9 protein-coding genes and 1 pseudogene are annotated in these 12,141 nt (G+C 73.9%); 5 read left to right on the top strand and 5 right to left on the bottom strand.

Annotated elements, in window-relative coordinates; all coding sequences use genetic code 11:
• Nucleotides 1-496 precede the first annotated feature (496 nt).
• Nucleotides 497-1,438, bottom strand: coding sequence for a winged helix-turn-helix domain-containing protein (locus tag B1205_RS31240; protein ID WP_254909857.1), 942 nt, complete (start codon nt 1,436-1,438; stop codon nt 497-499).
• 266 nt (nt 1,439-1,704) lie between these two features.
• On the opposite strand from B1205_RS31240, the gene B1205_RS32890 reads away from it, so the two are divergent.
• Entirely contained in the window at nt 1,705-2,100 is a 396-nt protein-coding gene (locus tag B1205_RS32890) for an STAS domain-containing protein (protein ID WP_089155544.1), read from the top strand.
• Here B1205_RS32890 and B1205_RS11145 read toward each other — a convergent pair.
• Nucleotides 2,073-2,852, bottom strand: a pseudogene (locus B1205_RS11145) (sigma-70 family RNA polymerase sigma factor); the annotation flags it as partial. The gene B1205_RS32890 and the pseudogene B1205_RS11145 overlap by 28 nt on opposite strands.
• A 402-nt stretch (nt 2,853-3,254) precedes the next feature.
• Between B1205_RS11145 and B1205_RS11140 the strand changes: the two are divergent.
• A complete protein-coding gene (locus B1205_RS11140) occupies nt 3,255-4,427 on the top strand; it encodes a serine hydrolase domain-containing protein (RefSeq protein WP_089155543.1) in 1,173 nt (390 codons plus the stop codon).
• Nucleotides 4,428-4,439: 12 nt separating this feature from the next.
• On the opposite strand, the gene B1205_RS11135 is transcribed toward B1205_RS11140, so the two are convergent.
• The gene (locus tag B1205_RS11135; protein ID WP_140158012.1) at nt 4,440-4,652 is read right to left on the bottom strand and encodes a hypothetical protein; all 213 of its coding nucleotides are present in this window, start codon (nt 4,650-4,652) and stop codon (nt 4,440-4,442) included.
• Nucleotides 4,653-4,878: 226 nt separating this feature from the next.
• On the opposite strand from B1205_RS11135, the gene B1205_RS29025 reads away from it, so the two are divergent.
• On the top strand, nt 4,879-8,142 hold the full coding sequence (locus tag B1205_RS29025) for a hypothetical protein (protein ID WP_254909855.1): 3,264 nt from the start codon (nt 4,879-4,881) through the stop codon (nt 8,140-8,142).
• Here B1205_RS29025 and B1205_RS11125 read toward each other — a convergent pair.
• Nucleotides 8,028-9,005, bottom strand: coding sequence for a TolB family protein (locus B1205_RS11125; RefSeq protein WP_254909854.1), 978 nt, complete (start codon nt 9,003-9,005; stop codon nt 8,028-8,030). The two genes, B1205_RS29025 and B1205_RS11125, sit on opposite strands and share 115 nt — an antisense overlap.
• Nucleotides 9,002-10,273 (bottom strand): MFS transporter, encoded by a 1,272-nt coding sequence (locus B1205_RS11120; RefSeq protein ID WP_089155540.1) that lies wholly within the window; start codon nt 10,271-10,273, stop codon nt 9,002-9,004. Before B1205_RS11120 ends, B1205_RS11125 begins: the two co-directional genes overlap by 4 nt.
• A gap of 42 nt (nt 10,274-10,315) precedes the next feature.
• Here B1205_RS11120 and B1205_RS11115 point away from each other — a divergent pair, with 42 nt between their 5' ends.
• Nucleotides 10,316-11,836 carry a CBM96 family carbohydrate-binding protein gene (locus B1205_RS11115; protein ID WP_441338466.1) on the top strand — a complete coding sequence of 507 codons (1,521 nt, stop codon included), beginning with the start codon at nt 10,316-10,318 and terminating at the stop codon, nt 11,834-11,836.
• 88 nt (nt 11,837-11,924) lie between these two features.
• The coding region (locus tag B1205_RS11110; RefSeq protein ID WP_089155840.1) for a hypothetical protein at nt 11,925-12,141 on the top strand (217 nt) is incomplete at its 3' end.

Below are 12,141 nucleotides of genomic sequence, written 5' to 3'. Positions count from 1 at the left end.
CCCCCTCCCCACCCTCCCCCGCCCCCTCTCCCGCCGCCCTCCCCGTCGATCATGAAGTTGACGGCACCAACCGAGATCAACAACGCCGCCAACCTCATGGTCAACAACACGGCGAGGGCCGGGCCGTGCGGTGACCAAGGAGTTCGTGTCGCGGGAGAGGCCCTCCCTGGACGCGAACTCCTTGATCGACGCAGACGATCGGGTTGCCGGCCCCCACAGGCAGCCGGCCCGGCGCACCACACCGGATGGGTCACCCCGCCCGCACACTCCCCCCGCCCACCAACCCTCCCCGTCGACCCTCCCCGTCGACCCTCCCCGTCGATCATGAAGTTAACCCCGACAAACCGGACACGCTCGGCGGCCAATCTCATGGTCAACGGGACTGTGGGGGCAGGGGTGGGCGGTGACCAAGGAGTTTGTGTCGCGGGAAGGGGCCTTCCGGGACGCGAACTCCTTGATCGACGGGTGAGGTGGGGGTGGGGGCGGGGGTGGGCTGTCAGGAGGGGGTTAGGCGGAAGCCGACGGCTCGGACGGCGTGGATCGTTGCGGGGGCGTCCAGGCGGCACAGCTTGCGCCGGAGTCGACGGACCACCGAGTGCATGTCGGAGCGCCGGCCGAGGTGGTCGGTGCCCCAGACCGCGCGATGCAGTCGCGCGTACGTCCACACCTGGCCGGGAGTGCCGGTGAGACAGACCAGCAGGTCGTGCTCCAGGGGGGTCAGGCCGACCTCCCGCTCCCGCCAGCGCAGCACCCGCCGGTCGGAGTCGACGGCCAGCTCCAGCGCCGCCGATCCGACCCGCAGCTCCACCGCCACCCCAGCCGGCGACCCGACACCACCGGACCGTACCGAATCGACACCGCCCGACCGGTCGAACCGGAGGCCGCCAGGCGGGACGACGGACGCCGGCATCGCCCCCGACTCGACGTCGACGGGCAACACAACGGACCCTGGCACGGCCAACGGCCCAGCCGGCGACTCCACGTCGACAGCCGGCACGACCGGTAGCGGCACGGCCAGCAGCCCGACCAGCGATTCCACATCGACAACCGGCACCGGCACCGGCCCAGCCGGCGACTGCGCGTCGGCGACCGGCACGACCGGGGGCGGCACGGCCAACGGCCCAGCCGGCGACTCCGCGGCGGCGACCGGCACGACCGGCACCGGCACCGCCAGCAGCCCGGCCGGCGACTGCGCGTCGGCGACCGGCACGACCGGGGGCGGCATGGTCATCGGCTCGGGCGGCGGCTCGGTGTCGACGCTCGGAGCGACGGGCACCGGCGTGACCGGGGGCCGGCGGACCAGGTCGAGGAAGCGGCGGGCCTGGTGGGCGCTGGAGACGATCAGGAACGTCTCGGTGCCGGCGAGCAGTTGGGCGAGTTGTCGACGTTCGGCCGCCGAGGATGCGATGCCGATGACCAACGACGGGATCACCGTCATCGTTCCCACCTTTCCGGCAGGCTGACGCAGCGTCCGGCAATTACCCACGCCATTTACGGCGGGGTGGATCGGACCGCCCACGGCGGCCTGAGGCGTGCTGGAGCTGCTGTTTTGTGAGGCTGTGAGGTGAGCTACCGGGGATCATATAGCCGCCCACCGATGATTGGTATAGCAGTTAACGTCGATGTAACTGCCTCCGGCGAGATGACCGGAGAAATTGCGGGACCGCCGGGCACCGCCGCGGTGGTCCGAGCCTCGCGAGGGCGATGAGAATCCGGTCGTACCCCGGTCTGATCCGGGTGACCACACTCGTGCTCCGTCTGGCCGACGGCACGTCGACCCGCGCGGACGTCGCGGGCTACTGCGCCAAGTTGGCCGAGGCGCTACGCGGCCGCGACCGGGGGGTGGTGGTCTGCGACGTGTCCGCGGTGACCCGGCCCGACCTGGTCACGGTCGAGATCGTGGCCCGACTCCGCCTGACCGCTCGGCGGTTCGGGTGGCGGTTGGAGGTCCGTGGCGCGAGCGTCGGCCTACGCGAGCTGGCCGGCCTGCTCGGGTTGGCCGACGCGCTCNGGTTGAGCGAGGTGATCCGGCCGCCGGTGAGCCCCAGCACGATCAGCGACCAGGGGAGGTGCCCTGAGCTGTCGGGGTCGCGCCGGTAGTGCCCGAACGCCGGCATGCCGCTGGCCGCCACCGCCGGCACCAGGCGGGAGCCGCGACAACCGCTGCCCGTGCCGGTCATCCAGGCCACGATGTCCTGGTGCCCGCGCAGCCACAGCGGCAGCGGCGGCATCGACAACGTCGCGTCCTCGTGCAGCAGCTCGGTGAGGGCCGCGAGATCGTACGCCTCGAAGGCCCGCACGTAGCGGGTGAGCAGCGCCTGCTGCTCGTGGTCGAGCGGCCGGTGCACGTCCTCGGCGGTGTCGACCGACGCGATCGTGGCCCGTGCGCGTTGCAGCGCGCTGTTGACGCTCGCCACCGACGTGTCGAGCAGGTCGGCGACCTCCTGGGCGGACCAGGCCAGCACCTCGCGCAGGATGAGCACGGCCCGCTGTTTCGGCGGCAGGTGCTGCAACGCCGCGACGAACGCCAACCGGACGGACTCCCGCCCGGCCACCACCTCGGCCGGGTCGCCGGCCGAGGGCAGGACCCGGTCGTCGGGGACCGGACCGAGCCAGATCTGCTCCGGGCGCGGCTCGCCCGGGTGGGTGGCGGTGCCGCTGCCGGCGGGGCCGAGGTCCATCGGGCGGACCCGACGCTGCGCGCTGGCGGCCATGCTCAGGCAGACGTTCGTCGCGATGCGGTAGAGCCAGGTGCGCAGCGCGGAGCGCCCCTCGAACCGGTCGAAGTTGCGCCAGGCCCGGACGAAGGTGTCCTGCACCGCGTCCTCGGCCTCGAACGCCGAGCCCAGCATCCGGTAGCAGTAGCCGGTCAGCTCCGACCGGTACGTCTCGAGTTGCGTCTCGACGGGGACGCTCACCACTTCGCTCACCTGTTCGAATCTAGCCCACACCAAGGACGGACGCGAACACCCGGCACCGATGAGTTCACCCGGCCCGCCGGGTCCACCCATGGTCGGCACACGACGACGAGGAGCACCACGCGGGAGACCGGGGACCGGCGGCGCCGATCGCGCCGCCACCCGTCCGGGCCGTCGCACCGTCCTATGGGTTACGGGGGAGGGCGGGCGACGGCCCGGACGGCTCCCGAGGTGGGGTTGACCCGACCGTCGATCCGGGGGTCCACAGGATCGGAGAGCGAGCGGTCGACTCCGTAGCGTCAGGCCACCTACCCGCTCTTGGATGGAGGACATGACATGCGCGGACTTCCCGGCCGGTGGGCTCTCGCCCTGTCGGTGACGCTGAGCCTGGTCACCGCCGGCTCCACACCCGCCGCCGCCGCCGTCGGACCGGGCGTCGACCAGCGGCGACTCCAGACGGCGGTGCGGGACCTGCACCGGCTCGGCGTCACCGGCGTCCAGGGGATCAGCCGCTCGGACGGCGTCACCGTCCGGGCCCGGGCCGGCGTGGGCGACCTCTCCCGGGGTACGCCCGTTCCGCTCGACGGACACTTCCGGATGGGCAGCAACACGAAGACCTTCGTCGCCGTGGTGGTGCTGCAACTGGTCGGTGAGGGTCGGCTGTCGCTGGACGACACCGTCGAGCGGTGGCTGCCGGGCGTGGTCACCGGGAACGGCAACGACGGCCGCCGGATCACCGTCCGCAACCTGCTCCAGCACACCAGCGGGCTGCCCAACTACACCGACGACCTGCCGTTGCTGACCTCCGAGGAGGGGTACCGGGTGCACCGCTTCGACCACTGGGCGGCCGGCGACCTGGTGGCGCTGGCGATGCGCCACCGGCCCGTCTTCCCGCCCGGCACCAGGTGGGACTACTCGAACACCAACTACGTCCTCGCCGGGATGGTGGTCGGGAGCGTGACCGGTCGCCCCTGGGACCGGGAGGTCCGGGATCGGATCCTGCGGCCGCTGGGGCTCCGGCACACCGCCACGCCGGGCGACCGGTCGACGTTGCCCGCACCGCACGCGACCGCGTACCAGCAGTGGACGCCCGGTGGCGAGCTGACCGACACCACCCGGTTCAACCCGACCGCCGCCGACGCCGCCGGGAACATGGTCACCACGCCGACCGACCTGGCCCGGTTCTGGCAGGCGCTACAGCGGGGACGGCTGCTCAAGCCGCGCCAGATGGCCCAGATGCACGAGACGGTGCTGGCCGAGACGTTCCAGGACCTGATGCCGGGAGCCCGCTACGGCCTGGGCATCATGTTCACCCCGAACCGGTGCGGCGGCTACTGGTCGCACGGCGGCGACGTGCTGGGCGTGAGCACCGCCAACGGGGTGAGCGCCGACGGCTCCCGGGTGGCGGTGCTGTCACTGAGCACGCAGCTCGCCGGGGACGAGGAGGCGATCGCCGTGCACCGCCGCACCTTCCGCCTGCTGGACGACGTGATCTGCGCCGTCGGCTGAGGCCGGCGGCCGTCACCGCGCCCCGATCCTCGGCAGGTGCAGGCGTTCGGCGGCCACCCCGGCCAGGGCGCGTCGGGCCGACGTGAGCATGGCGGGTGGCCCGCACACGTACACGTCCTGGCCCGGCCGGAGGTGCCGGACCGCCACCTCCACCGCCGTGCCCCGCTCGGCCGAGAACGCCAGGAACACCACTCCGTATCGCTTCTTGAGATTGATGTTCCGCATCGTGGTGCCTGATGAATCTTGGTACGGATCCGCCCCCGGAGGGGCGGATCCGTACCAAGATCTGATCAGTGGGCGAGCCTTCGATGCCAGGGTGATCATGAGGTTGGCGGTATCAACGGAGATCAACAAGCCGCCAACCTCATGATCACGGCATCGGAGGCGGGGGGCCGCGTCGGGCCGCCACTACGATGCGGGGGTGGCTCGGGGTTGGCGTCCGTATCGGTCGGTGGCCGCCGTTTTGGTGGTGCTGCTGCTCGGGGCGGGTGTGGCCTGGGGCGTCGACGGGGCGCTGGGGCTGAGCCACGCCCCGGCCGACGTGCCGCGCGAGACGGCCGTCGCCGTGCCGCCGCGGGAACCGGGTGCGGTGCCGCCGCTGACCTCGATCGTCGTGCCGGACCGGCTCCGCGCGGTCAAGGCCGCCGCAGCCGTCGCCGACGCGCTCGCCGCCCGGGGCCGTCCCCGCCCCACGGTCACCCGGGCCGGGCCGACCGCACCGGCCCCGAACCCGAGCACCGGAACTACCGGCCCGAACGGCACCCGCCCGAACCCGAGCACCCGCCCGAACCCGAGCACCGGCCCGAACCCGAGCACCGGCCCGAACGCGCGCACCGGCCCGAACGCGAACACGGCTCCGACCGGAACCGGCCGGAACGCGAGCGCCGCGAGCATGTCGACGGTGACCCGGCTGCGGGCGGAACTGGGTGGCGGCGAGGCCCCGGAGTCGTACCGGATCGGGGTTCGCCGGGCGGAGCTGACCGTCACCGGCGGCCTCGCGGGCGTGACGGCCGGGCTCTACCGGCTGGCCGACCGAATCCGCTCGGGCGCCGAGGTGCTGCCGTCGGCGGAGGCCGGGCGGCTCGTCACGCCCCGGTTGGGGCTGCGGCTGACCGACGCGGGCGCGGTGGGGCGCGAGGCGGACCCGGCGGCGTTCGCGGCCGGCGACGACTACCGCCTCAACACCGACATCGTCTCGCCGGCACTGCTGCCCCGCGCGCCGTGGGTGGACGCGACGGCGGTGGCGCGCATCGACGCGCAGTTCCGGCAGTTCGTCGACCACGCGGTGGCGCAGGGGTACAACGGCGTCGTGGTGCCGGGCTTCCTGGAGTACGTCACGTTCGCCGAGGTCGGCGACGGGCACGCGGTCTACCCGGCCGGCGACCCGCACGTCGACCGGGCCCGCGCGATGGTGGCGGCGTTCGGCCCGGTCTTCCGGTACGCCGACGAGATGGGCCTGCGGGTCTACCTGCTCACCGACATGCTCGCGGTGTCGCCGCCGTTGGAGGCGTATCTGCGCGAGACGGTGGGCTCGCTCGACACCACCGATCCCCGGCTCTGGGCGGTCTACCGGGCCGGGCTGGCCGAGCTGTTCACCACCATGCCGTTCGTCGCCGGCCTGATGGTGCGCGTCGGCGAGGGCGGCGACGTCTACGCGGGCAGCGGGTGGGACTACACGTCGAAGCTGGCGGTCACCACCGCCGAGGGCGTGCGCGCGATGCTGCGGGCGCTGCTCGACCCGGCGGCCCGCGCCGGCAAGGACATCATCTTCCGGACCTGGACCGTGGGCGTGGGCGCGGTCGGTGACCTGCACACCAACCCCGAGTCGTACGCGCGGGTGCTGGGCGGGCTCGACGACCCGCACCTGATCGTGTCCACGAAGTACACGCTCGGCGACTTCTACAGTCACCTGCCGCTCAACACCACGCTGCTGACCGGCGAGCATCGGCGGATCGTGGAGTTCCAGGCCCGGCGCGAGTTCGAGGGGTTCGGCGCGCTGCCCAACGACCTCGGCCCGCTGCACGCCGCGGCGCTGCGCGCGTTCCTCGCCGCGAACCCGCGCGTGGAGGGGGTGTGGAACTGGACCCAGGACGGCGGGCCGCTGCGCGCCGGGCCGATGACGCTCTACCTGCGTACCGGCTTCTGGCAGCTCTACGACGTGAACACGTACGGGGTGGCGCGGCTGGCCTGGGACCCGGGCACCGACCCGGCGCAGGTCACGGCGGACTGGGCGTACCGGACGTTCTCCGCCGACCCGGCCACCGTGGCGGCGATCGGGCGGGCCATGGCGCTGTCCCGCTCGGCGGTGACCACCGGCCTCTACATCGGCCCGTACGCGGACACGTCGGTGCGGGCGCTCGGGCTGGAACCGCCGCCGATGATGTGGATCTTCGAGTGGGACATCCCAACCGGTGACTCCGCCGCGCTGGACAGCATCTACGCGGTCACCGGCGACCGGGTGGACGCGGCGGTCGCCGAGGGCGGCGCGGCGGTCGCGACCGCGCGACGGATGCGGGACCTGGTGGCCGGCACCGACCCGGCGACGTGGCGGGACGCCGGCCTGCGGCAGCGCTTCGTCGACACGCTCGACTACCAGGTGGACCTGTTCGCGACGCTGGCCGCCTACCGGGCCATGGTGCTGCGGCACGCGCAGTGGCTGGACACCGGTTCCGACGCCGCCTACGCCGACTGGCGGTCGGCTGCCGGCGCGTACCGGGAGGCGCGGGACCGGCACCGGCAGCGCTACGGCGGGGACGTGGACCTGCCGGCGTACCGCTTCACGGCGGCCGACCTCGGCGCCCAGCGGGCGGACCGCGACCCGGCGATGGCCTGGGTGGCGCGGGCGCTGCTGGTCCTGGTGGCCGCCGTGGTGGTGCTCGGGCTGCGCGGGCGCGGGCCGGGCGGCGCGGCGGCGCGGGCGCTGCTGGTCGGCGCGCTGCGGCCGTGGCGGCTGGCGGCGCTGCCGACGCCGGCCTCGCGGCTGGACCGGGTGCTGGTCTGGCTGGTGCCGGCGGTGGTGCTGGTGGCGAGCCGGCTGGTGTTCACCTGGTTCGCCGCGCCCGCGCACCTGCTGGTCACGCTCGGCGGGTGGGCGTTGTTCGCACTGGTCGCCCGCCTGGCGGTGGGCCGGCGGGACCCGTTCGCGCTGTGGGCGGTGGTGGGCGGGGTGGCGCTGCTGCGCAGCACCCTGCTGCTGGCGGTGCTCGCCGGCCGGGGGCCCGGGCGCTACTGGTTCGTGTTCTGGACCGCGCCGACCCGCCGGGCGGTGTACCTGACCGTGGCGGTGGCGGCGTTCTGCTGGCTGTTCGTGGCGACCGCCGTGGTGCTGCGCGACCGGTACGGCATGACCCGCCGCCGCGCCGCCGGGCTGACGGCCACCGCCGCCGGGGTGCCGCTGGCGGTGCTCGCCGGGCTGGTCGCCGCAGTCGGCGCGGAACGCGCGTTGACCGTCTGGAACGACCAGATGGCGCTGCTGCCGTGGGGCCTGTCCCGCATCCTCGGCATCACCGTCTACCTGGGCATTCCGGCGAGCCTGCCCGGTTACGCCGCGAGCGCCGGGGCGGTGCTGGCCGCCACCGGCCTGCTGCTGTCGGTCGGCCGTCAGGTCAGCGGGGAGGGCGACTCCGCGCCGGGCAGCAGCAGCCGGGATGCACCGGAACCGTCGGCCGGCACCGACCAGATGTCCGGGCGACCGTCGTCGGAACGCAGCGTGTAGGCGAGCGTCACGTCGTCCAGCCAGGCCGCCTGGTCGTCGACGCTGGCCCGCTCGGCGGTGGCGGTGACCCGCATGGTGCGCAGGTCGAGCACGGACAGCCGCCAGCCCTTCCCCGGGTCCGCGTCGACCGCCTCCTTGAACGCGATCCGGGTGCCGTCCGGTGACAGGGACGGGCACTCGACGTTCGCCCGTACCGTCTCGACGATCCGCCCGGCGGCGTCGCCCCGCACCAGCCAGCGCGTCCCGGCGGTGGACATGGTGGCGTAGAAGACGTTGTCGTCGCGCGCGAACGTGACGCCCCAGAAGTTGACGTCGGCGCTGCGGTAGGGCCGCCCGTCGCGCCGGACCGCGAACTGCTCCAGCGTGGTCACCGTCGTGCCGGTGCGGGTGTCGAGGAAGCCGGTGCGGGTGGAGAACCCGCCGCCGGCGTACGAGTCGCCGCCGACGAACGTGGTCCAGGAGACCATCCGGCCGGACGCGGAGACCCGGGCCCGGTTGGGCAGCCCCGGCACGTCCAGGCGTCGGGTCGGGCGCAGCTCCGCGTCGAGCACCACCACCTGGTACGACCACGGGCTGCTCGGGGCCAGGCAGACGCCGGTGCCGGCCGCCGCGTACACCCGTAGGCACTCCCGGTCGGAGACGGCGCGCGGGCCGGCGGGGTCGGCCAGCGCGGCGGTGGAGGCGTGCCGGTCGGTGACCGCGAGCAGCCGGGGCCCGGGGCGCAGCGTGACCGCCCGGTCGGCGGCGGCTGCGGCCGGGGCCGGGGTGCGCCGGGCCGACACGACGGCGTACCCGGCGGCCAGCGCGCCCAGCGCGACCACCGAGGCGGTCAGAATGGCGAGCTTCGCACGCGTCGACATCATCGGGGCGACCTCCGGTGCATCGGGCCGAGCAGGAACACGCTGACCAGCAGCGCGGCGACGACCGCCAGGGCGGCGACGCCGCTGGCCGCGCGCGGACCCCAGACCTGCCAGGCGAGGCCGAACAGGACCGAGGAGACCAGGTACGCGAGGGCCTGGCCGGTCTGCACCAGCGCGATGCCGGTGGTGCGTACCCGGGCCGGCAGCACCGGCCCGGCGAGCGCGATCAGCACGCCGTCGGTGGCCGCGTAGAACAGGCCGTACAACGCGAGCGTGAGCACGAGCAGCGGCCAGCCGTGCAGCGGGCCGGCGAGCAGCAGGTACGTCCCGCCGAGCGCGGCGTAGCCGCCGACCACCACGGGCAGCCGCCCGACCCGGTCGGCGAGCGCGCCGAGCGGTCCGGCCAGCAGCAGGTACGTCAGGCTGGTGCCGACCGCGAGCAGCGGGAACCAGCGCAGGCCGACGTCCTCGCGCCGTTGCAGCAGCAGGTAGACGAAGCCGTCGCCGATGGTGGCGAGCCCGAGCAGGGCGGCGGCGAGCACCAGCCGGCGGGTCGCGCGGTCGCGCAGCAGGCTGGCCGCCTCGCGTACGGTGACCCGCCGGTCGTGCGTGCCGGGGGCCGGACCGGCCGGCGCGGGGCGTTCCCGGACGAAGAGCACGAGCACGACGACGGCCAGCGCGGCGACACAGAAGCTGGCGACGAAGACCGCGTCGTAGTTCGGCCCGACGGCGGACAGGACCGCGAGCGCGACCAGCGGCCCGAGGAACGCGCCGACGCCGTCCATGGCCCGGTGCACGCCGAACGCCCGGCCCAGCGCGTCGGGCGGCGTGGCCAGCGTGATCAGCGCGTCGCGGGGCGCGGTGCGGATGCCCTTGCCGAGCCGGTCGGCGGCGATCACCGCGCCGATCGCCGGCACCGACCGGCCGGCGAGCAGCAGCCCCAGCTTGGCCACGGCGGAGAGCGCGTAGCCGGTGCCGGCGACGAGTTTGCGCCGCCGGAACCGGTCGGCCACGAAGCCGCCGACGACCCGCAGCACCGCCGTCGCACCGGTGTACACGCCGTCGAGGACGCCGAACGCCAGCGGGCTGAGGTTCAGCCCGAGCACCAGGTAGAGCGGCAGCACGGCGGTGACCATCTCGGCGGAGACGTCGGTGATCAGGCTGACCGTGCCGAGCGCCAGGACGGTGCCGCCGACCCCGGCGAGGCGGCGGCGCGGCCGGCCGGCGGCCGGTGCGTCGGCGGCCGGCCGGGACACGGTCGACAGGTACACGGATGGTCCCCTCGCGGTCGACGGCCTGGACGGACAGCCATCGTGCGGGCGACGCCGCGCGGCCACAACGGACGGTCGGTGCCGCCCGGATGTGCGGCTGGCGAACGGCACGAGAACATCGAGGAGTTTCCCTGTCCGGATGCGCCGTTCATCCGGCCGTCGCCCGCCGGCCCATCGACGTTCCTACATTCCGTGGGCTGTCATCACCCCACGGNGGTCACGCTGGGCGCGGCGGCGGTGCTGGTCGCCGCCAGCACCGCCGCCGTCCTCACCGGCCCGGGCACCGCGTCCGCGGCGAGCGTCACGTTCACCGCGGTCGCCGACACGTACGTGCAGAGCGACACGGCCGGCACGAACTACGGCACCGCCACCCAGGTCGTGGTGGACAACTCCCCGGTCCGCCGGCTATTCCTGCGGTTCTCGGTCGGCGGCGTCAGCGGCACCGTCACCAGCGCCAAGCTGCGGCTGCACACGATCAGCGGCAACAACGGCAGTGACCTCGGCGGCACGGTGCGGGCCATGTCCACCACCACCTGGTCGGAGACCGGCGCCACCTGGAACAACCAGCCGGCGATCGACGGGGCCACGCTCGGCTCGATCGGGTCGGTCGGGCCCGGCGGCTGGTACGAGGTCGACGTCACCCCGGCCGTCACCGGCAACGGCACGGTCGGCTTCGGCGTCACCTCGACCAGCAGCGACGGCGCCTACTACGACGCCCGGGAGAGCGGCGCCAACGCCCCGCAACTGGTGGTCACCACCGGCAGCGCGGCACCGTCGGCCGACCCGGTGCTGGTCGGCGCCGGGGACATCGCCAACTCCGGCTCCGGGGACACGGCCACCGCCGCGCTGCTCGACGGCATCTCCGGCACCGTGTTCACCACCGGCGACAACGTCTACGACAACGGCACCGCGTCGGAGTTCAATGCCTACTACGCGCCCACCTGGGGCCGGCACAAGGCGCGTACCCGCCCCTCGCCGGGCAACCACGACTACAACACCTCCGGCGCGGGCCCCTACTACAGCTACTTCGGCAGCCAGGCCGGACCGAGTGGGCGCGGCTACTACTCCTACGACCTGGGCAACTGGCACATCGTGTCGTTGAACTCGAACATCGCCATGTCCGCCGGGTCGGCGCAGGAGCAGTGGCTGCGGTCGGACCTGGCGGCCAGCACCAAGCCGTGCACGCTGGCCTACTGGCACCACCCGCTCTACACGTCCAGCTCCAACCACGCCCCGTCGACCGGCACCCGCCCGCTCTACCAGGCGCTCTACGACAACAACGCGGACGTCGTCGTGTGGGGGCACAACCATGTGTACGAGCGGTTCGCGCCGATGAACGCCAACGGCGGTTACGACTCATCGCGGGGGTTGCGCAGCTTCGTCGCCGGCATGGGCGGGGCCAGCCACTACGGCTTCGGCACCATCCAGCCCAACAGCGAGGCGCGCAACAGCAGCGCGTACGGGGTGTTGAAGTTCACCCTGCACGCCAGCACCTACGACTGGGAGTTCGTGCCGGTGGCGGGGCAGACCTACCGCGACAGCGGCACCGGAAGCTGTCACTGACGGCCGTGCGCACCGCCCCGACCGGGGCGGTGTGCACCGCACTCCCGCGGGGTACCGGTGAGACAGGAGCACCGGTGAGGAGGACGAGATGACCGACCCCAGGTACGCGACGATCGGGCTGGCCGCCGCCGGCCAGTTGGTCCCCGAAGACGGGGAGAGCGGCGGCGGTGAGGTCGTCGGCGCGGACGACGCGGCGGCCGACGCCGCCCGGGCCGGCGCCGACGTGGACCTGTCCGGGGCCACCCGGGACAGCGACGGCATTCCGGTCGGCGCCGCCGACGCCGAGGCGGACCGCGAGCGCGCCG

The sequence above is a fragment of the Micromonospora sp. NBS 11-29 genome (assembly GCF_002140155.1).
In the GTDB taxonomy this organism is placed as follows: domain Bacteria; phylum Actinomycetota; class Actinomycetes; order Mycobacteriales; family Micromonosporaceae; genus Micromonospora.
Note: the sequence above shows the minus strand (reverse complement) of the source record. Positions and strands in the feature narration are given on the sequence as shown.